This window comes from Vibrio sp. 1F255 (genome assembly GCF_041439145.1).
Taxonomy (GTDB): Bacteria; Pseudomonadota; Gammaproteobacteria; order Enterobacterales; family Vibrionaceae; genus Vibrio; species Vibrio crassostreae_C.
Genome location: NZ_JBGONQ010000024.1, coordinates 18,813 through 42,284, shown reverse-complemented (window position 1 = coordinate 42,284; position 23,472 = coordinate 18,813). Strand labels below are relative to the sequence as shown.

The 23,472-nt window shown below is 41.6% G+C and carries 11 protein-coding genes and 1 pseudogene; 5 read left to right on the top strand and 7 right to left on the bottom strand.

Annotated features, from left to right (window positions below; genetic code table 11):
* Nucleotides 1-47: 47 nt before the first annotated feature.
* A pseudogene (locus tag ACED41_RS14120) lies at nt 48-212 on the top strand (helix-turn-helix domain-containing protein); the annotation flags it as partial.
* 76 nt (nt 213-288) lie between these two features.
* Here ACED41_RS14120 and ACED41_RS14115 read toward each other — a convergent pair.
* From ACED41_RS14115 to ACED41_RS14090, 6 genes are all read right to left on the bottom strand, one after another.
* Nucleotides 289-5,061, bottom strand: coding sequence for an OmpA family protein (locus ACED41_RS14115; RefSeq protein ID WP_371725151.1), 4,773 nt, complete (start codon nt 5,059-5,061; stop codon nt 289-291).
* On the bottom strand, nt 5,061-6,176 hold the full coding sequence (locus ACED41_RS14110; RefSeq protein ID WP_102333573.1) for a hypothetical protein: 1,116 nt from the start codon (nt 6,174-6,176) through the stop codon (nt 5,061-5,063). Before ACED41_RS14110 ends, ACED41_RS14115 begins: the two co-directional genes overlap by 1 nt.
* Nucleotides 6,177-6,179: 3 nt before the next feature.
* Nucleotides 6,180-7,874 (bottom strand): hypothetical protein, encoded by a 1,695-nt coding sequence (locus ACED41_RS14105; protein ID WP_102333572.1) that lies wholly within the window; start codon nt 7,872-7,874, stop codon nt 6,180-6,182.
* An 853-nt stretch (nt 7,875-8,727) separates the two neighbouring features.
* A complete protein-coding gene (locus tag ACED41_RS14100) occupies nt 8,728-9,246 on the bottom strand; it encodes a hypothetical protein (RefSeq protein ID WP_240799509.1) in 519 nt (172 codons plus the stop codon).
* A complete protein-coding gene (locus ACED41_RS14095) occupies nt 9,203-9,985 on the bottom strand; it encodes a hypothetical protein (protein WP_371725150.1) in 783 nt (260 codons plus the stop codon). Before ACED41_RS14095 ends, ACED41_RS14100 begins: the two co-directional genes overlap by 44 nt.
* A gap of 174 nt (nt 9,986-10,159) precedes the next feature.
* Nucleotides 10,160-17,521: a hypothetical protein gene (locus ACED41_RS14090; RefSeq protein ID WP_102333571.1), complete on the bottom strand. Its 7,362-nt coding sequence runs from the start codon at nt 17,519-17,521 to the stop codon at nt 10,160-10,162.
* A 258-nt stretch (nt 17,522-17,779) separates the two neighbouring features.
* Between ACED41_RS14090 and ACED41_RS14085 the strand changes: the two genes are divergently transcribed.
* The 3 genes from ACED41_RS14085 to ACED41_RS14075 all read left to right on the top strand — a co-directional run bounded on the left by ACED41_RS14085 (nt 17,780) and on the right by ACED41_RS14075 (nt 21,292).
* Complete coding sequence (locus tag ACED41_RS14085) at nt 17,780-18,730, top strand: peptidoglycan DD-metalloendopeptidase family protein (protein ID WP_371725149.1); 951 nt, start codon at nt 17,780-17,782, stop codon at nt 18,728-18,730.
* Between the two features lie 318 nt (nt 18,731-19,048).
* A complete protein-coding gene (ylqF, locus tag ACED41_RS14080) occupies nt 19,049-19,984 on the top strand; it encodes a ribosome biogenesis GTPase YlqF (protein WP_029405588.1) in 936 nt (311 codons plus the stop codon).
* A 282-nt stretch (nt 19,985-20,266) separates the two neighbouring features.
* Nucleotides 20,267-21,292 (top strand): GGDEF domain-containing protein, encoded by a 1,026-nt coding sequence (locus ACED41_RS14075; RefSeq protein ID WP_371725148.1) that lies wholly within the window; start codon nt 20,267-20,269, stop codon nt 21,290-21,292.
* A 169-nt stretch (nt 21,293-21,461) separates the two neighbouring features.
* On the opposite strand, the gene ACED41_RS14070 is transcribed toward ACED41_RS14075, so the two are convergent.
* On the bottom strand, nt 21,462-22,007 hold the full coding sequence (locus ACED41_RS14070; RefSeq protein WP_017062600.1) for an N-acetyltransferase: 546 nt from the start codon (nt 22,005-22,007) through the stop codon (nt 21,462-21,464).
* 166 nt (nt 22,008-22,173) lie between these two features.
* Here ACED41_RS14070 and ACED41_RS14065 point away from each other — a divergent pair, with 166 nt between their 5' ends.
* Nucleotides 22,174-23,316, top strand: coding sequence for a fatty acid desaturase (locus ACED41_RS14065; RefSeq protein WP_137002044.1), 1,143 nt, complete (start codon nt 22,174-22,176; stop codon nt 23,314-23,316).
* Nucleotides 23,317-23,472: the final 156 nt, after the last annotated feature.

Here is a 23,472-nt window from a genome sequence, read left to right as displayed (position 1 = left end):
CAATTCAAACCACGTTCGAACCTGAACCTCTAGGAGATGACGATGTCGCAGTTGGCCTAAAAGAGGTCGTCAGTCAATATGAACGAACTGTGATTATCGACTGCTTAAACTCTTGTAATTGGCACACGAAACGAGCGGCTGAACAACTATCGCTCCCGTTAAGTACACTCAATCACAAGATGAAGAAATACGATATTTCTGCAGCGGGCTGAGGCAAAGAGAAAACAATTACAACAGAGTGTTCAGTCAGTCCGATAGAAACAAAAAAACCGCCCGAAGGCGGTTTTTTTATATTGATTTTTGTTCCGGAACGCTTACATTCATCGGTTCTTTCACAATCCAATCCTCGATCCACGCTTTTCGTTTCACCGGGTTGTTCGCTAACTCTTTTTGCCAATAGAGAAAAGCTGAATCGTTCATTCGAGAAGCATCGCCTTCAATCTCCATCCAAGGCATCCCTTGCACACTGTATTTTTGACCACCAGGCAAAGACAATTTCTGAGGCTGCTTTATAGGATACTCCCCTACGCCGGGTGCAAGCCCCGTTTGCGATAACGATGATACCGAAATATGCACCGGTAAGAACTCTGCTTTTATCTTGTCTACAATAGGACCAAATGGCCTCAAAGTAGGCACTCGTCGTCCAGTAGGAGAGGTGTATCTAAGCTCAAACTTAACAATATGTAGCGTTCTACGGTCACTAAATGGATCTAGGTATCTATTGGGATCTACATTAACTTTCGACTGAAACTCCTCCACAAAAGCTCCCAACCCAGATGCAAGTTCGGAGTTAGTATCAGTGAAATTGACCTCTTTGATTTCTACTTTTGCATAAGGAGAAGGGACATCTTTCTTATAAGTGTATTCACCAACTTCCAGCAGTGAACCGAAGAAACTTGGCCCTTCAGTCGTGTCTTTTGAAAACATCGACTCTTGCTCTTCAATCGACAAAGATAAACGCATTGGCACCTGATAGTTCTCTCCCATCATACGTCTGTACACATCTTTTTCGCCTCCTTCGGAAAGAAACGCGACATATATAGTAACTGGTTTATCATTAGACCAATCAAGTACAGAGGATTTTGGTGCTCTATCATCGAACCACTCAAAACCACTGCCTTTCGAAACAGCACTAAAGATCGAAACATCACCTTTTAGATACGGTGCAATACCTTCAGATTTTTTAGCAGAAGTACTTTTAACAAACTCTTCGATTAGTAAATCATATTCGTTAATCACTACTTGCCTATTCGCCAGACCGTCGTATAGAACAAGTGGTAAACCATCAACCTCGACTTCTCCATCGTCATTCAGATAACACTGCTTACCATAGGTGTTATTGTCATCGACACCATAGTTAAACTTGAATAACTGCTGTTCAATACCTGCTAGAGACAACGTATTCCCATCAGCAGTGAAATAGTATTGCATTGAGCGAGCTTCTCCACTTTGTTTCCATTTATCGAAGCTTTGCATCTCGTAATTTGAGTATAAAGGCTTAAGACCTGGGATTTCATATTCGCCGAACCAATATGTTGGCTCAAATTCAACACATGTCAGATGCTCTTCAACTGCGTGTTGGTCAAAGTAACTTTTTAGCTTATCGTTGCTCCCGCACAAAGTTAGATCATCCGCTTTTCGCGGCGCCATCAGAACTTCAAAGCTTGGCCCTTTAAAGTCCCAAAGCGACCGTTCACAACAGTATTGCAGCTTTGTCTTGAATATCTTTTTCTTAGATTTAGAGGCATTACTTGATAAAACAATCTGAACCTTAACACGTGTAAAAGGCGTAATTCGATTGGTTTTGTTTGGGGAAATCCACTCGTCAAATGGCTTCCAAGAAATCCCATCCCCTCTACTATCAACTAATAAACGGCTGAAGCCGATATCGTCCGATTTAACAGACTCCACATTGTTATCGAACATGTTTGCGAAATCGTTAAAGCCATTGTCCGCATCCCCCTGATATAGACGGGCTTGTACAGGGAAGCCTTTATTGAACTCCCCTTGAATACGAGCTCTCTTCAACAAAGGTGACAATTGTGGCGAATGTTCATTTTTCCAAGATTGCGCAAAAGCACGGGCAGCACTTGCTCCTGACTTATCATCCCTAACTCGTTGTATCCAATTCTGAGCCATGGTGTTGTAGCTACTTAACGGGGCCTCCCAGTTATCGTTGATAACGTAAACATCGATGTAATCCTTAACTCGATATTCCTCAAGCAGCCCTTGCAACTTAGAAACATTAGGGTTCCAAAGCGAAATTCGAGCAAGCAGTTCCACGAGCCCATTAAGCGCAAGAGCACGGAGTAAAAATCGTTTCTGCAGCTCTTGCACCGTTTCTTTATTCTTCAGATGAGACTCAACTTCATCACGTGTCTTTATCTCACTACGCTCAATCGTTACTTTTAAATCTCTGTACTGTTGAAGAACTCGGATATGGATTTTACCTAACTGGTTTAGTTGGTCGATATTCTGATAACGTCCTTTAAAGTCAGAATAGGCTTTTTCAGTAATGAGCTCGTCCAACACAGATAACCCACAGTCTGCTAGCTCTGCTCCGGACTTTAGATACAAAATACCCGCAGCAAGCGGAGCTAGCGGAGTAAACATCGCAAACCCGCTAAGAGTGGTTAACACCGCCGCGACTTGCGCCTTCTGCGTATCATCTAAGCCAACATCCAATGCTTGCTTCAACTGACGTGCTTTCTCTAATTCCACCATTCCGCTGCGGCTCGGTGGTAAAACAACTTGATAGTTAGGAATAATCAATCGAACTTCAACTCGTCGATCTAAAGCTGCTGGGGCACTGTCTCCGGTCTGTGACATATCGCTCTTGGTACTATCAGCCGTAAGCGGTTGAGTATTTCCATAAGACGCCGTGTAAACCCTTTCTTCCAAGCTAGAGTCAATGGAGGTTATTGCGTTGGTAACAGTTTTTGCACGATTAGCAGCAACAAGATCGTTCGCATCAGAAGAGCCAATCCTACCAGCATGCCCTTCTATCGATACCTTGTAGCTTGGGTTATCTAGCATCAATAGCGACAAGTTCTTACACACTTGTTTAATGTCTGTTCTCAGCTTGCCGTGCTCATTGCCATGTTGCCATTCGTTGAACTTAAAGTTGATATGAATCGCTAACCCTTGGCTGTCCTCAACTATGTGGGCTATCTCCTCACCATCGCTACCATTGATGACGTTTTTAGCATCGTCTAACGCTTGTGCCCATTGTTGATACGCTTTAATAACTGAAATAGATTGAAGGTAACTTTGAGATACAGCATCGAAATCTTCTTTGGCTTCAAGAGATTTCTTCTCAAGCTCGTTTTCTTTTTGCACCAAATCGTACAAGTCAACTAAGCTAGAGCCAGATTCAAGAATTGGAAATGCTCGGTTCATCTTCTCCATAACGGAGCCATTAAACCATGACCTCGCAAGTCGTGTTGAGTTCTCGCTGAACGTATCCGTGATCAAGCTAGCTTTTATCACATCGAGTTCGCGCTTAATAAAAGAGATGTTCATACCGCTCTTGCGAAACGCCAAGGCTGCCGCTTGATTAAAGTCGAGCCCCTTATTGGCAAATCTTATCGCTTTGGTCAATTCTTTACGGCTTTCTTTAAATGCTGAAAAGCCAAAAGCGAGTGCAACACTGCTGGTCATTAAATCAGGCAATTTCTGATGCTCAATGTCCGACCAGATCCCTTTAGCTACACTGAACATCGTTGCTTTTAGGTTTTCTGAAAATGGATTCCCTCCCATCAGAAAACCTTCAGCCAAACTTTCCGCATTCTTTTTGATTGCTGACGCTAATCCGAGTGTATTAACACCCGTGCCGCTAAGAGGAACCGATTTACCGGTTTTTGTCATTAACTCGCTGTAATTGGAGGGTAATGCTTGGGGGTACTGATAAAACAAACACTCTTCAAGAGAGATCATGTCGCCGCACACAATAGCGAGTTTTCCGTAACCGCTGATTGATTTAAACGTTACCTTTTCGTTCAATTCGTAGGTATAACAATCCTGATCTGCTACGCCAGTGACTGCTGACAATTTATTCCGTTCAAACCTTAGTCGTCCAGACTGAATAACTTCAGGAAACTTATTTTGAAGACGCTTGTTTTCTTTAAGATAGTCCTGAACAAAGAACTGAACCCTCAGACCGTAGAAACCATCACCCAGCACGATGTGATCATCTTCTGAGGTTGACTCAGAATTCGCAGGTTCAATAACCGAAGGTAGATTAAATGATACAGATGGCAAAGTGTCATTAAATTCTTGCGACTCTTGATCTTCATCATCATAAAAAGGCTGGCTCACGACGCCTCTTTCCAATACGACCTCTGACGTTTCTTGCTGATTGCCAAGTGTGCTGCAATATTTTATTAATGAGACTTCCGCACCTATGTAAATATCGCTGCTAAACACGATACTAACAGTATTAACACTGGGTACAACAAACCCCTCAATAACCTCAACGCCAGATAACTGGATATCTGCATACCACTGGTTGTAGTTTTCTTCTTCTTGAGAAAGGGGCTGCCCATGCTCCTGAATATAAGGCTTTGCAAGTTGTTTTACAGAAATTTTGGTAGGGCTAAACCGTTTCGCTACGTTTCTCCAACTCATCTCCGTATACAGTGATTTCATTGTTTCTTTTAGTTCAACAACAGATGACGATTTTTGCGCTAATTGACCAATTAAATTGGTGGGCGGAAACAACATCTCATAGCTTTGATTAATATCAATCGTTGTGATGGGGCTATTATGGCGAAGAAGTACTTGCTTTTTACTATCTTCAGCTTCACCTAAGTACGATAGGTTACATAGCCTGCCATATTGGTCACTTCCCCAGAACCTAGGCAAAGTTACAGAGTCTTGGGCAAGAGCATCTATTAGTATTGGGGTAAATGGGATAGGCCGAACATTCTTTACTTGATCTACGCTGGTTAAGTCTGACACTGTATTCCAATTACTGAACTCGCTACCCACATCTGTAGCTTCACCTTGAAAATACACACCCAGTAAATACATCGGTTTATCGTAAGTACATACGTCGTCCATTACTCACTCTCCTTAAACCAAAGACCATCATTTACCAAGCCATTGTATAAGCTCATATTAGAGTTAACGCCTATTTCGCCAGTACCCAACGCATACCATTGCCAGCGTCGATGTGTTTCGCGATCGACGACAGTCATACGAGATACGCGGTCATGTGCACTGAATCGAGCATCTTTTCCTAATATCCCTGAACCCACATATTCGGTTTTGTCGTATTTTTTTACAGTTTCATTTTCAATATCAAAAATGAATCTATTCTGATTATTTTGGCCCCAAGCATATCGACCCGTTGGACTCATACCCCGAAATTTCAACCACTCTCTTTGCTGAACCTTACCTGTTGGATTAATACTTATATGTTTCAGAGCATTGTTCGTTAAATCTCGCTTAAACACCCCTGTGTAACTTAGATTCATTATCGTCTTATTTTTCAGGACAGCGTAAGGTCCAACTCCAAAATCAATCGCTTCAATTTCGCCAGTTTCAGAATTCCAACGCGCGTTATCAACATCAAAATTCTGTCCCGGCATGGTATGAAAATATAAATAACGGCTATCCTCTGACCAAACCATGCCAGGAGAGCCACCTCCCATCACTCGCGTTTTTACACCCGTTTGTAAGTCATAAACATACTTGCCAGTTCCCCTATCTATCCAAGCAACATAACGCAAGTTAGGAGAGCGTCGAATAAGTACAATGCCATCAACCTTGGTATCTGGAACCACTAAACGTAAATCTGTACCATCCGTCTTCATGCTCCAAATCTTCAGTTTCACCCTGTCATCATCATCATTGTCCCATGCAAACTGAAAACGCGGCAGATCATAAGAGCTAGCATCGTTAATGTCTTCCTTAGGCCATTCATCTGAATTAAAGACATAGTATTTAGGAAACTGACCCGGCATAGGTTGTATTTCGTCATCGGATACCCAATTCTCATTGGTAACTGCCGATTCCATTACGTAGTAGTTTTGCTCGCCGACATAAACGCGATCTGGGTGTTTTTCTTGCTCTGTTTGCGCAGAACTCGAAATAGGGGAAGCACTCTGTTGAGATTGATCATTACAACCAATGATTGCTAAGCCTAATAACGTTATTAGTAGTGTTTTTTTCATTTTTTAGCCTAATAAATCCGTAACTTTTACTTTTTCGCGCAACTTAAACGTTTCGGGAGTTTCAATCCCTCGTGATGCATGAGCTCCCCTTAAAATATCGACTTCTTTAACCTTTTCAGGCCAGCCACTAAATCGTAAATTGAGATAGCCATCTTCATCGACCTTGGCACAACGAAAATATGCTTTTTGCGACCAACTATGCTCGTCGTTTTGTAACATAAAATAGTCATCGGGTTGATCAGTGGAGCTAAGAACACGATAGCGTAATATGATCTCACTTCCAGGAGGCGGTATATTGACTGCGGCGACATTGCAATCGTTCTGTACATTCACAACCGCCTTCACTTTTTGACTTTCAGAGAGCTCAGGCAAAGCAAAAACGGTTTGTTGAGTAAATTCTTGATTACTGCTGTAGTCTGACGTTTCAGCTAGTGAAACAGCCATCGATTCATAATTGCTTTCTAATTCAGAAATAGCAGCATCACTTAATGCTTGAGATGCGTAATACAGGTAAACGCCTTGGCACTCACCTTTGATTTTGTATGGTATCCAGATGTGAGGTAGCGGATAGCCCAGAACCTCATCACTCAGTGTAGAAGAGGCTTTCATAGGGCTAGGATGTGTCGGAACCATCAATTGCTCATGTTCAAAACCAACGAACTTGATCTCGACCTCCTCTGCGACCAAACTAAACACTCTTGCCTGCTCATTGATGTCTAGTTCGCCGCTAAACACTTCTACTCCATCTTGCAAAATGGTGAACCGTTCAAAAGCAACATTCTCTCCGGGGAACAACGAAGAGCCATCAATATTGACGTGTCTTGTCTCCGTTGTTTTTTTTCGGCTATTGCTCATGTCTACATCAGCAAAATATCCATCATTTGTTACCTGTAGTTCGCGCCAAACTTCCCCATTCCAAATAATGTAAACACGCCCCGACGTGTAGCCATCCCATGAAGAACCCGATTTGTATAGCGGAACTACCGGCACCAACACGTTATCCCACTCTTCCATCTGCGTTTCTTTATCAACGGGCTGCAGGTCTTCGGCGAGTTTAAGCAAAATTGGCTGAGGCTGATCGGAACAAGGGATTTTGATATATAGCGTTTTACGCTCTAATTCAAGATCTTTAAATGTAGCGAGGCTTCGGTGTTTATTTTCTCGATCTGACTTACCTACCGTCACTTTTTCTTTTTGAGTATCGGTAGTTCCTAACATCAGACAGCCAGCATTACTCGACCACTGACCAGCAAACTCAACGACGATTTTATGTTCAGGGGAAGGTTCAACCGGCGAGAAGTTGTAGTGACGAGCCAAAGGTACATCATCGACAACTTGCTGGTAGTTAGCTTTGTGAACGCGCTCTGCAGTACTATTGCTCACCCGATCGACATGTAATTTCAGTCGGGGGAAATTTGCTAGCTGCTTACTCGTTAGTGGACGACGTCTCACATTGGATGAAAGACAAACCCAGTTCGCTTTTACAAGTTCTACTCGAATAGCATTGAGCAGGCTGTGGACATTTTTTTTAGCCGACGCAGTAATCTGCTGAAGCAGAGTGCTTGGTAATTGAGCCAAGATGTCTTTAGGGGTGCGCACGCGCGAAAATAGCCCGACACACTCATCCGGTGTTAAGACATATTGAAGGTCGTTCGTACTGAGAGACGAACTAGATATAAATTTGCAAACTAAGTGCATTTGGATTCTCCACAACCTACAGGTATATATAGTTGCGGTGATAACTAAGCTGATAAGGCTTAAAAAACGATTTGGTTAAATAAATTCTACGCGTAATGGTTATAAATTTCAATAGATTAGAAGGAGTATCGTCAAAAACCATAACACTAGCAATAAAGCTAATTAAACAGGATAAATAGTCATTTCGTCTGACCAACTAAAAAGGCAAATAAATTTGAACGGATGTCACATAACAATCATTTCATTGCGTACTTAAGTAAATACTAACTAGACTAAACACACATATCTGGTGGAAGCATTTCATCGATTTAGAAGGTTATATTGAGCATTTTCTCATCTGTAAAAGAGAAAAAAAGTGGGAATAAATTCCCACATAAACTTAGCCAATATAAATAGGATTTATTTTGGAACACTAAATTGGCTTAAAAGGGTGGTACTAAAGTACCAAAATGCAGAACACCACATCAAATAACGATGTGATATAAACACTATATATATTATGCATTTAATATCAAGATGGCACTTTTATAGGGATAACACCAAAAACTACCATGCAAAATATCTATACAATTGCCATTCTGATTACATCACCAGTTATATTGGTTATCTGACTGAAAATATGACTAAATAATGAAATAGGAAAAACAAAATAATTTTAATTTCAATGACTCAGCATCACTAAGCTAATCAATATTGGGCACTGGTATACAATAATTTTCTTAATAAAATTGAGGGTAATAAAAATGATTAAGTCCACTGTGCATAATCAAATTCCTACAACCTGAGATACATTTGCAAAAAAGGTCTGCCGAATAGGCAGACCTTTGTCTAATCTTCCATATAACGATTAGCGTTACGCTGCTAGTTTTGTGCCCTTGTCGTAAATAAGCAGTTGTCGTAATAAACTTGGCACTACGACCACTGCAGCGTTCACATCCTTATTTAATGTAAATGTAGATTCAACCAAAGTAGCATCGGCTCCAAGTGCATTGGCACCATGTAGTGACACCGTCACAGACCCACCTTCGATTGGATCAAGAGTCAGTTCATATTGCCAAACTCCGTTTTCACTAACCAGCACCTCAGCATCTGAAACTTTAACTCCCCCACTGTCTGTGACACTTAGGCTCAACTTATCACCTTCAGAAAAACGAACCGTAGTACCATCGAGAATCAATGTGGGTGACTCTGATTCGTTAACATCGTTACCGCTGTTGATCGCAGAGATGCTAATAGTTGGCGTAATCGGCAGCGAATGTGTGCTGTCTTGCGCCCCCACGTTACCCAATAAGTCTTGGTAATCTTTCACCACCAAATCCACCGTCAAATCAGACGACGTCGCGACTAATACATCGACATTGCCCGTCCGCACTCTGCGTCAGCGAGATGACCGTACCACCTAACTCGGCACTGGCCGCTTGCAGCGCTTTATCGAACTTAAGACTGACCGATACGCTCTGACCTATCGCTTGGTGTTTTGGGTTAAACGTCACGCTCGTTAACGTCGGTACCGCTTGCGCGAGCGTAAAGCTTGCGCTTTCGCTTACTTGCACGCCTGCAGCGTTGGTGTCCGTCACAATAACGGTGTAGCTGCCGTTCGGTTGATCGCTGATATCCACCGTACTGCTCCAAGCCCCACCGCTTGCTACGGTCGTAACGCCATTTTTCAATACCGTCTCATTGTCTTGCGCTTTCACTGCCAGGCGAAGCTCTTGACCATCAAAACGGGTCGAGGTGCCTGAGAAGGCCAAGTTCGCGGCATTGCTGCCGTCCACACTGCCCACCGGTGTGATGTCCAACGTTGGCGTGATAGGCAGCGAGTGTGTGCTGTCTTGCGTGCCCACATTACCCACTAGGTCTTTGTATTGCTCTGTAATCAAAGCCACTGTTAATTCATTAGTATCAGGCACTCGAGCGTTACCCTTCCAAACTTTCTTATCAGCCGTAGCAGTTAGTGAGTTGATTTGATTACCACCAAGCATGGCCGTTACTTCTTGTAATTCCTTATCAAATTCAAGGGCTACTTGTACATCTTTGCCTACTTGCTGATGCATTGGATCAAATGTCACGCTAGACAGGGTTGGTAACACACCCTCAATCCCCAAAACCAAACTATCCCCTGTACCGGGGATAGTATTTACGCTTTCGTAACTATTATCACCGACTCGTATGGTTATGTTTTTGTTCTTTTTTTCAGGCGTTATGTAATTGACCGACCAAGTTATATTGTCTGTTGTACTCCATGATGCTTGCTTCAACTCGCCTGTATCATTGCCATCACTTGCTTAAATCTCTACATCTGAAAATTCAAATTGATTAACCTCTTCAGTGAAGGTAAACAAAAGTGGAATTTCAACGCCACCAGCCAAAGGCATTGATGCTGCCGTTGATATTGTTAGCTCTGGAATACTTGCTGCTTCAACTTTTGTATTTAGTGACTTCTCGGTCTGGTGTTCAACTAAATCGTCTGCCGTTACATTTATTAGATAATCGCCAGGAGATAAAAGATAACGTATCAAGTAAGGGTCACCGTCTTTGGTCGGTTCTTCAATTGATTGTGGGTTTACCGGGGCATCGGTACCGTTTTCCGCAGTAGAACCAACACTGCTTAGATTTTTATCGAAGACGTATGCTCTTACATCCAAATAATATAGCCCTTCCTCTGGAATCATCGAATCCTGAGTACTGGTGATACTTGAAATGACCGGTGCTTGGTAATCAACAATGGATGCGATGCCTTCAGCATCGTAAGTCTTGTTGAGCACATTAAAGTCAATAATAACTCGCCCGATAGAATCGGTTACGGTTACTTTTTGCATATACTCAGCTTGAGCATCGATATCAAAAGTCATCGTATCTGAAGCTGTTGAAGAGGCTATTTTCCCAGAAAACTTAATCGTGTTACCTGAAACTGGAACCAAATCTATAGCATAGGAAGCAGCCTTTACATCCTCTCCCTCTTCAGAGGTAATGGTGAACGCTTGGCTATCATTAGTAAAAGCAAGCTTACCCCCTTGTAAACTCGTTATTCCATCAAAAGCCAAATCAATAGTTGGTATCCTAATGTCAATATCAATCGTCTTATTTTGAGTCCAACCTACATTGTCAGTTGCTTCGACATTGACTCGTATCGAATTCAACTCTTCTAACTCAGTTTTTGGAAGATCAAAATAAAGGTGTGAATTGTCGCCAATGTCATCTTTATCAAATACATATTTAGGATTAACTATTGTGTACTTAACCTTTGCTATACCGCTACCTTCATCCCACACAGAAAACTGAAATCTAACTAAGCTAGAATCATCCGGAGATTCATTGAGGGATACAGTGTCGTCAACATTTGGTAGGCTATTATCGACCATTACGCTGACTTCATCGCTTATAGACTCTCCCCATACATCAATAATTTGAATTTTAGGCTTGATAAATTGACCATCTAGTTTGTCATCTAATGGCGCGGTAAACGTCGAGCAAGAATAGTCATCCTCACACTTAGTGAAAGGGCCAAAGTTCTCTGGGTTATCATTCAAATTATATGACGCACCATCTAGAGTTGCGACGACATTTTCAAGATCAGAATTTTGTCCAACCTTCACCTTGAATTTCATTTCAAGGGTCTCACCTCGAATAATAGTATCTTCAGCAGGGCTGGTAATAGCGATTTCTAAATCGCCTTGGGCTGGAAGCAATAATTCTAACGCATGATCCGAACCTAAGTTTCCGGCGACATCAGACAAGTTCTTAATCGTGTATAAGTGCTGTAACGCCCCCGGAGAGAGGATATCGGCATACAACTCTCTATACGTACATGTCGTTATACCCAATTTAGAGCTACAACTATTTGGTTCAAAAGACACATTTAATCGATTTCTTACCAATAACGGTTCGTTACCATCACTAATATCCACACCAGAAAGATTGTCTTTGAAGCTCAATGTTAAGCTCAGAACTTTCTTACCTTCGGCGTTCAAACCAACGTCATTGCCAGTAAATTGATATGTGTCTTGTTCAACCGTAGGGGCATCGATATCCATCATATTAAAGCTGAATTTATTGACTGTTTCAGTATCATTCGTTCCTACTGTTTTCGTTATCAAAACCACAGGTGAAACAGACATATTCACATCAGTTGTAATGCTACACTTATAATTTTCTTGAGGATTAGTTATAACACCTGAATAAGCATTGTTCGAACCATCTTCCGGCACACCGTCTGAGGTGTAATTCTCTCTAACCCAACATTCTAATGTTTTTGCTTTTACCTCACCCGCAGGGCCAAATTCAACATTAAGGGTACTTCCCGATATATGACTTTGGAAGTCAGTCGGTTTTACGATTGACAGAGCAACACCTTGACGTTGCACATTGATACTTTCTGACCGTTCGGAAACAGGCCTTTCTTGTTCAGAGCTATAGCGAACGTTATTATATACTTTGAATTCCAACTGATAGGCACCATCTTCCGTTAGATCTGCCTCTGTCAACCTAGCTTCCCAAAGGCCACCTTTCTGAGAAAATGAGATATTGTTGGTTTGTTCCCCATATTTATAAGTACCTTCAACTAGCGGGATCCCGCTCTCATCTTCAGCATCAATACTTATAATTACAGGTTCAACACGAGTAATTTGTATCTGGCCACCAGAAGAAACTGGCGTGCCATCTTCATATGTGAAAGTAACCGAGTTAATAGTGGGCTTTGAGTTTTGAACTTTAACCACATAATCTATGCTTGTCGTATTCCCTCTAATGTCGGAACCACCTAATCTGATAGTGCGAATCGCACTATCACCATCGTTTTCACCTCTTAAAGGAATCTTCATATCTTCACCAACTAAGGTGCTTGCATCAGAGGGGTTTTCTTTGAAAGTCCAATACTCTAATGTTTCATTGTTAACACCGTCTGATGATGGTGTTCCCCTATCATTTAAATCTTGGGCTGAAAGATTGAATACATAATCACCAAGATAGAAACTTTCCGGATCAAACGCATTTAACTTTAGTGATGGGCCTTCACGATCTAGCAGAACAGTTCTAATTTCTGTTTCAGATTCAAACCCATATTCGTCTAGGGCTTTGAGGTACAGGTTAGCCTTTCTGTCTTCGCCAATCACTATAGTGTCACTTTGCGTTTCTGTAATTTCGATATCAAAGGGCTGCGTTGGATCTTTGGGGTCAATTGAACGTATTGCAGCGTTTTGACCTTGTTGCCAAAGTTCAACCTTAGATACATCAGAGTCGTCAGATACTGATGTAAGCTTTACAGTAAATGCGGTACCAAGAACATAGCTTTCACCTGAATTAGTGTCTAAAACCCAAGGGTCAGCTAATTCAATTACTGGTCCCTTGTTGTCGACCAAGAATTCAAATTCACCACTGTGTGTTCCCGATGGAAAAGAACTGTCTGTTGCTGTTACGTAGAAGAAGTTTTTCTCATTATATTTAAATGCCTCCGCAACTAGTCTCACCTCTACGTTAGGCTGCATGCCTAATAGATACGGCTCAGTACTCTCTTCAGGTTCTGTTTCGTAATGTTGCAAAGTGAAACGCCTGCCAGACTCTGACTTCATATCGACTTCAACCAAACTCCCTGGACTCAAGCTCCAAGTAATATCAGGTACCCAGCTAGTATTACCACCTAAGTGGTTAATAATTTTAGATCCGTTTACTACCGGACCTTTTGAATCAAGTAATACACTAAATTGAGGGGCATTGGTCGTCTGGCGGTTAACTATATTAGACAGATTGTCTTCAGCATTAACATACACCACCCAATTACCATCTTCTGGACTAATAATATTACCTTGACTGCTACATTTGTCTCCAGAGCATAGTTTTACCTTAAAATGATCCTCTGTATTACTTGAAAAATGTGAGTTAGCGTCATAATCATTAGTAACACCGGTTGCCGAGTTGTAGAAAGTGAGCCCTCGCTCGTCCAATTTGTCTCCTACAATATCGTCAATGTTGAAAGTGAGTTCTTGAACATAATTGGTGTTCAAATAGACATTTTCGTCAATCGGATCACCATTACCATCGCTCGGGGGAATATAAGTCGCTAAAGGATAATCATTATCCACATACAAAGTTTCCGTATGTGGTTCCTCTCCATTGTAACCATAGCTATTTCCATGCTCATCCATTGCACTGGTCACAAGTGCAAACTCGACAATCCCTTTGAGATTTGAAGACTCGGTATTAAGGGTAAATAAATACTCTTTTTTATAATTATCACCACCTGACTCTCGAATATTCAGATCAATTGGGATTTCCGTATTCGGTTCAGTTTTCTTATACCACACTGTAACAAATAATGGCTGACTGCCTTCTTCCACGACAATGCCTGACGGATCTTCCAAAATAATCCGTGAATCTAAAACACCAGCAACGTACCGTTTATTTCCAACCCATGTTTCTCGGCCATTTTCGATACTTAGCGAAGGTTGAGGCGGTGATTTATCAATACTTTCGCCATCACCGTCTATAATCTGTTCGCCATCGAGGCTTGGGTTCGCCATTGATATCTGATCGGCGTATCGCTGAGCTAGGTTAGCTGCTACACCATACTTTTCAGTCATAATGTTATAGTATGATTGCGCTAAGTCATTACGGTAAGACTTTGAGCTAAATTCATATGAATCTAGAACTATTTTTTCACCCCCACTACCAATACCGTTAGCTTGGCCATCGTACTGCAAGTCATCATAGATAGCGGAAGCAAAATCAACAGAGTTACTTAGTAGCATATTGTTTATTTGGGTAATGTCATAAATCGCTTCTACTAAAAACCGATGAATATAATTATTAGGCAGTTTTTCCGGAATAGCACCTTTCAATATTTCATTCGTTGCATACGAAACGATCGTTGGGTCGAAACCAAAGAATGAATCGCTTCCACCAGCGAGAGCATATTGTACGTCGTCTAAAATTCGTGCGGCATTCTCTGGAGTCTTGTTTCCAGCTTCAACTTGATTCCATTGAGAGTCAAACAGTCCGGTTTGGTATGTTGCTAGCTCGGTAATATAAAAAGTCTTAGAACCATTAAGTTTAAAGTAGGCACCTATATTCGCGCTATTTAGGTTCACTTGTTCTGATTGTGTACCTGGATCACTCTCCCACTTGTAGTAATACGGTTGCGTATTACCATCAATACCGATTAACCGCACTCGCATAAAGTCGTAGTTAACTACATCAGTTGTTGTTTCACATCCAGCAACATCGAGTGCTTTATTTGTTCCATCACTTTCTAAGTGCTGAATCGTGGTACATCTTCCTAGCGAGGTAAACTCTCCCTTCGAGTTTAATCCCTCCAATTGCACACTAGCCCCGATAAATGGAGTAACGATCGTCATTGTCGGCAAGTCGAAGCTACTACGAAAATAAACTTCTTGCTCAGCACTTTCATTTTCAGACTCGTCAATAGTTTGAATCACTAGTTTTTGACTGCTGTTCTCGGACGTCGAAGCGAAGTTGTCACCAAGTATTTCTTTTACAAAAGGAACATAATAGATAACCTCATTTACGTGTCCTTCAGTATCAGAGATAGTTTCGTGGGGTATGTTAGCGGCAGAGGCTACGGTATCGGTTACCTTCTGAAGCACGTAGTTATTATCATTGTTTGCGCTTACTAAATACTTAACAACTAGCTTAAGTTTGTCGGCACTAGATCCTAACCCCATATCCCCGTTGCCATCTGAGACTCTGACACGAACATATGGAATTTTGTTATCTTTGAGGTCGTTGACATTAAAGTCACTAAAATCGACATCGGGAATTGAGTTTAAAATCCCCTTGCTCGCGTAAATGTAATCAATCTTCAAATAATCACGAGTGGATTGAACCGTTTCTGATGTGTAGGTGTCTTGCGTATAAACATCTTCTTTAGTTACGCGTTCCCCATCAACACTAACGTTGACATAATTCATTGGAGCATTCTCTGGGTAGCTAATCACTTGCGCCGGCGCTTGATCATCACGAACGACTTCGTGAACTTCCTTACCAATATTCCCGTTGCTATCGGTGGCTTTAATTTCAAATGTTGTTATCGATACGAATTCATCGGTTGAATATCCCTTACTGAATTCACAGGCACTGCCTGACTCTAAAGTTATATGACCACAAGAAACGCTATCATCTAAACCGCCTTTAAATGAAACCGTTACCGAATCAATCTCTTGCGAGTCTTCTTTTACAGTGCCTTTAAGCACATACTCTTTTGCACTGTTGTTTATAGAACTAGCCGAGGTTACTTCAATTACCGGCGCATTGTTGTCCCATTCAAAGTTTACATAATGGCCAACATCTCGCCCTTGAACTAATTCGTTACCTAAGACGTCAGTCGTATAAAAAACCAAACGTGCCGCAGTTACATTTGAGAGTCCCGTATCCGAATCAACTTCTACCGCGTCAATGGCTTTTGTGTCTACACTTACTTTAATACTTGTTTCTCTAAGACCAGATTCAAAGCCGTCGAATTCCAAGAAACAAAACTCACTACCCGCAGTTTGTTCATCGTCACACTGACTCTCGAGAGACCAGACACCATCCAGTTGGTATTCAAGGTACGCTGAGACACCTTGAACACCAATTTCATCATTGAGCTTAATATCCACTTTATCGAGGCTTACCAATACATCACTGTCTGTTCTAGACACTGTAGGCGCTTCGGTATCAATTTCGGTTTCGTCGCGAGGTGGGATCACACCGGCAGTACCGCTATTGGTGCCTTGGTCGTTAATCTTACGGCTAAACTCAACATAGTCGTCTGCGTCTGTTCCTGAAATATTTAAGTTAGGATCATTGACGACAATTAGAACATGCTGTGCCAAATCGTGAGTGTAAATATCACTAGAGACTTTTTGTTGACCGAAGGTTAAAGGGGTTACCCCTCCCGACACAGTACTTATTTCCAGCCCATCAAGAAGACCATCGGCAATGACATCTCGATATTGGATATCAGCCAAATGCATCGATGTGTAAATATTACTCTGAGTATCACCGTATTTTTGAATTAGGTCGTACGAATAAGAAGAATAAGCGGTTAACAATGCACCATATTGGTGACCGGATGTAGCAAAACTACTTTGACCACCTTTAGTAATGTCTATCGGAGTAGTTTCATTGACATCGAAACCATACATATCGTTAATGCTATTTAGTGATTCCGATATAGCAGTAGAGTCTGACACTCCCCTGCCTACTTTGTATTGAGTTAAGCCTGAAACAATGTTCGTCAAAGGGGTCAGCACTAAGTTTTGATCACGCCCTTCTTTGTAATTGAGCATGGCTTCTAAACGCAGTGTTTTGCCGTTACTGACAGACACTGTATTTTTCGTTAAGGGATCGGTATAACTGCCTTCTTTAGCTACGATGAAAAGTGGCATCGATGAAGATTCAAATTCAACCTTGTAGTCACCAAAAGCATCGGAAGTCGTACTTGCTAACTTCCTACCTAGGTTTCCATCCTTGTATTCAAACACCTCAATTTTCGCACCGCTCACAGGAGCGTCAAAAACGTTACCTGAGATGCTTCCGGTATTCCTTGCTGGCGGGGTGTTATCACCTCCACCTTCCCCACCGCCACATGCGCTTAAGATAAGCGACGTAACAATAAGACCTAATGTTGATTTCAGCGTATTTTTAGTGAACATAGTATTCTGGCAGAGTATATTTTGCCGCGATTATATTATCGTCTAAAATTTTCTCAACATGACATAATAACTACTTGCAAAGTACAATTTAGCTAAATCAAAAGGTGAAAGGTTTGTTTTTTATCACTCTAGAAACACACCCTATGCCTTTAGCCAGTCATTAAGAAGGAATGAACTAAAATAACATGCAAAAAAAACAAATAAATATTATGATCTAATTCTTATTTTTGTCCATTAACCGAATTTTATTGATGATTTATGTATTTGAAAATAAATAGCCATTTAAGTCGCCGTACCCTTTCCTTTGGCCTTTTGATGGTTTTTTTGATCGTTTCAACAGCCATATCGCTAAGCTACAATCATTCAAATACTGATAAAAAACAGGCACCTAAAATAGCCAAGCCCAAAAGCATTCATATTCCAACCCCAGCTCCGACATCTGAAATGGTTTCAGGGGTTGTTAAATACTCTTTTATCAGTTCCATATTGTCTTCAGGTCTAACAAACGATGAATTAAAATCTTTGTTGAATTTATTAGGTGATAATTTTGACATTATAAAATCGGTTAATAATGGTGATAAATTTTCAATAAGGACACAATATGACGGTTCTAATACAGAATATGTTAGTGCTTTTTACTATTTAGGTAGTGACGTAGAGTTTTTTGCCATGAGAGGGGCTGATGATAATATTTACAATGAGAATGGATATAAGTTAAATAATGACTATGTATTCCCTCTTCCTCAGCATTTTCGCGTAAGTTCACCGTTCGATTTAAGCAGAAAACACCCAATAACGAACCGCATTGCCCCCCACTTTGGAACAGATTACGCAACACCAATAGGTACAAAGGTTCATTCATTGTCAGATGGCATCGTTTTGAAGTCCCGGTATAACCGTTTTGCTGGTAACTATCTAACCATAAAACACGCTGATGGAAACTACGCTCGCTACCTACACCTTTCAGAAAAACACGTTTCGGCCGGAGAGTTCATCACTAAAGGTCAAATCATTGGACTCACTGGAAATTCAGGTCGAACTACTGGTCCTCACTTACATATAGAACTATCGGTTGCGGGGTTGCCTGTGGATTTCGAACAATATATCAATACAGACAGAAGTTATAACAACCAATTCATTTATATCGCTCAAGCAGAACGTAAACAGTTGATGAAAAATCTCGTTCAATCAAATCAACCACAGACATAACCCCATAGGATTATGTCTCCAGTCGGATCTTCGAGATAAAACACTCAATGCAATAGTATTTTATCTTTCAACAATTGGCGACACACAAAAACTGACTTTTCGCCGAATCCATTTCAAATCATCAACTGTTAAATCAAATGCCTGCTAGATGGATTACAGCATTTGAAATCTCTACGTATGCGCCCCTTACAATCGCTCACTGCAATAATATTGCCTGTAAGGACTTTCACTCTGATTAATCTAGGGCAACATAGCGCTTTACACGCCCTAACGAACCCTTACAATGTGCAGCAAATATATTTATCAAGGTTTATCTCTATGTCTATTCAATGGTTTCCGGGTCACATGCATAAAGCCCGCAAAGAAATCGAAGAAGTTATCCCACAAGTTGATGTGATCATCGAAGTACTGGACGCTCGTATCCCGTTCAGTAGTGAAAACCCAATGATCTCTTCACTGCGCGGCGATAAGCCTTGTGTAAAAGTGCTGAACAAGCGTGACCTTGCAGATCCTGAACTGACTCAACGTTGGATTGAGCACTTCGAGAAGGAGCAAGGCGTTAAAGCGATTGCGATTACGACTAGCGTAAAAGAAGAAGTTAACCACGTTATGGAGCTGGTACGTAAACTGGCACCGCACCGTGAACAGATGGGCAAAAACATTCGTACAATGATCATGGGCATCCCGAACGTGGGTAAATCGACCATCATCAACTGCTTGGCTGGACGTACGATTGCGGTTACTGGTAACCAACCTGCGGTAACTCGTCGCCAACAACGTATCAATCTGCAAAATGGCGTGATCCTTTCAGATACTCCAGGAATCCTTTGGCCTAAAGTAGAAAACCCACACAGTGGCTTCCGCTTGGCTGCAACAGGTGCTGTAAAAGATACAGCAATGGAATACGATGAAGTGGCATTTTACACAGTAGAGTACCTAGCAAAACAGTACCCTAACCTTTTGCAAGAGCGCTACCAAATTGAAGAGCTGCCTGAGTCTGACATCGAACTGATGGAAGCGATTGGCCGTAAGCGTGGTGCACTTCGTGCCGGTGGTCATATCGACATTCACAAATGTTCAGAAATCCTGCTTCACGAATTGCGTAATGGCACTTTAGGTAAGGTAACGCTTGAGTTGCCAGAAATGATCACACAAGAGCTGATCGAAGTTGAAGAAGCGGCTGCGCTGAAAGCGGAACAACAGATTAAGAAAAAAGAAGAGCGTCGTAAGCGTTACCTGAAGAACAAGCGTTAATCGCGATTAGTTTTTATAATCTGCTTTAATTTCTGTTTACCACTCTTACACCAGCCTCTAGATATTCACGCTCTATCGATAATAGAGCGTGAATATTGCCCGCTACCGTTTGTTGATCTAGCTAACATACTGACAAATCTATAGAAATGGTCGTTTACAATCCCAAAGACTGTGACATACTACGCAAATTATTGTGTATCAATCTCGGCTAATTTCTCAATGCGCTCTTATTCTGGGTTCAAGAATCAAAGATTTAAAACCTATTTCGATAATGAAATTTATTTGCCGTACATAAATTTCATCTACATCCCTATCTCAATATTCTGTGCTTTTATCGTCACCGACTACATCCACTTTGGTAGCGAGTGCATTACGCCTATCATTTTCCGAGTCATACTTTTTTTATTGATGATGGCCGCCGCCAGATACTGTATTACAAACAAACCCAACGTTTTGGAACTCGTAGAAAGTGCCTTCCTTGTAATTAGCTCACTTTTCTTGGTCTATATCGGTCGACTAGCCATCGAGCTGAACAACTTCGATTACCAAGGTGGCATCATTTTAGTGATGATCTACATTGGTACGTTTTCAAGATTGTCAGCCAGATACAGTATATCTACGCTGTCGTTTATCTTTTTGGCTTATCTCATCGGCCTTGCGCCACTGCTTTATGAAGCGGAGCCAGAGCATGAAATAGAAACAATTTCCGTTTATATCTCGGCTTACATCCTAATCTCAGCGGCCTGTGTTAGACGTGACCTGGAAGTACACAAACGTTTCGCTCAATTCGAGCAACTCCGCAAACAAGCGATTCAGCTTCGCAAGCAATCTAATATGTTCGAGGCCCTTTCCTATCAAGACGCACTAACGGGCTGCTACAACCGCCTTTATCTTCATCAGGTGATAGAACCGAGCATAGACCGTCAGCGATCCATTACATCGCTCATGATAGATATTGATCATTTCAAATCGATTAACGACACCTACGGCCATCAAATGGGTGACATGGTGATTAAAGAACTGGCCGATGAGATTCAAAAACGACTACCGACTAGCAGTAACTGCTTTCGATACGGCGGTGAAGAGTTTTTGGTGCTGGTCCAAGGAGAAACCGAGGCTTCAATTGAATCGCTGGTTAATGCCCTTTTAGAATCCCCTACTCGCCTTAGATTAGAAGTAACAATTTCAATCGGTGTGAAACATGCCCATCAAGCCCTTGGTTCTGTCGAGCAGCTTATCGACGACGCTGACCAAGCACTCTACATTTCGAAAAAAGGCGGTAGGAATAAGATCACATGGTGTGATTAATCGCCCAATATTTCACGCATCTTTGCGAATCATTAAAACGACCACTAATTCAATCAAAAAAGCCCCGAGCAACTTAATACTCGGGGCTTTTGTCTTTGTTCTTCTGCTTTAAAATAGCTTCGTTAAGAACCTGCTACTCAGCAAAAAAACAGTATTCAACAAGAATCGACTAAGAATACACAACGCTCGCTGTTTTCTGTTCAAGTTCAACGGGAGAGCTCCAAGAAATCACTTTTTCATTCACTTGGCTGCCACATGGTGCGTTCCAAACTTGCTCTAGTTCTTCTTTGCCACCAATCGCCTGATAAAAAGCAATCGCTTGGTGGTTCTCAGACATCACCTCTAGGTAAAGCCCTGAGTCCGAATAGTATTGCTGCAACCACTTCGACAATTCAGACAACAGACGCTTGCCTACACCTCGTCCACGATAATTATTATCTACATGTAACGCATCGATGAACGTACCACGCTCAAAGTTGTGATTACCGAACGCGCAGACAAAACCAACCAGTAAACCGCCTTCCTCAAGCAATAAAACATGTTGGTTGAAAGGAGGATTAATCAAACGAGTCTGCCAAATAACAGATCTGTCCTCCAAAACATCATGTTCTAGGTAATCATCAGCAAGAATGCCACGGTAATATAGCTTCCAGCTATCCGCGTGTAATTGGGCAATCCGCTCATAATCTTTATATTCAGCTACCTTAATTTCCATTTATTAGCCCTTAGTACTTCCATTTATGACTTGCTACTACATTTCACACTACCTTTATACAATATTTAAGCAAAACATACTAATACACGTTTACACTTTCAATATTGACTTACACGTGTACGCTGATATTCTAGCGCACAGATGTAAGCCCAATGGAAATTTGCTAATGAATAGTGCCGACAAACAATCTACAAAAAAGCCGCCATTAATCTGGCTCAATATTTTTGTGTTCTCTTTTAGTATGCTGCTTGCTGTTGTAGCGGCTCCCGTTTATGGCTACTTTTTTGGCTATGGCATGGAGCACTGGATATGGCTAGCAATCTGCTTTACGTTCTGTAACCTTTCAATCACGACAGGTTATCACCGCTTATGGTCACATAAAGCGTTTGAAGCGCATTCAAGCCTAAGATTCCTGTTTGCATTAGGTGGTGCATTTGCCCTGCAGAACAGCGCGCTACACTGGTCTTCTGATCACCGTGTTCACCACAAGCATGTCGATAACAACGACAAAGACCCATACTCTGCAAAACGTGGATTTTGGTACTCACACATTGGCTGGATGGTTCGTAATTACAGCACCTCAATGTACGAAAACTACGAAAACTGCCGTGACCTTAAAAAAGATAAGATTGTTATGTGGCAGCACAAGCACTATGTTCTGTTAGCATTACTAATGAATTTCGGTGTTCCTATCGCTTTAGGCGTGATTTACGGTGACGTGATTGGCATGTTGTTAATCGTAGGTGCAGTTCGTTTGGTACTTAACCACCACACAACATTCTTTATTAACTCTCTTGCTCACATCTGGGGTAGCCAACCTTTTACTGACAAAAACACAGCGCGTGATAACGGTGTGTTAGCAGTACTCACTTTCGGCGAAGGCTACCACAACTTCCACCACATCTTTGAGAACGACTACCGTAACGGCATCTACTGGTGGCAATACGATCCAACAAAATGGTTGATTAAGAGTGCTTCGTTGATGGGACTGGCAAGTAAGCTTAAGAAAACCCCTCAAGCTCGTATTGAGAAAGCTGAAGCGTCAATGTTACTTAAACGCACCCAGCAAAAAATCATGCATCGTGCCGACAAGCAACAAATCGCAGAGAAGCTTCAACAAGAGTTTGATGCTCTAGTATCAAACATGAACGAATATTACGAAGTTAAAAAACAGCTACTTGAAAGCAAGCGCGAAGACGTTGTGAAGAAGTACGAACACTCTGTTCTTAAGGTTCGTTATCAGCAAATCAAAATGAATTTCGAACAACAGAAGAAAAATTGGGCAATGACGGTTGAGCAATACGCTTAAGGTAAGACAGTACGCTTAACACTCCAGTAACAACACAGTTTGATTCTTATTCAAAAGCCCTCATATTGCTATGAGGGCTTTTTTTAATAAGCATAACCTACTCGGCTCTGGCCCTATGCTCTCGAGTTTGAATTGTGGATGGTAAGAACCATAGTT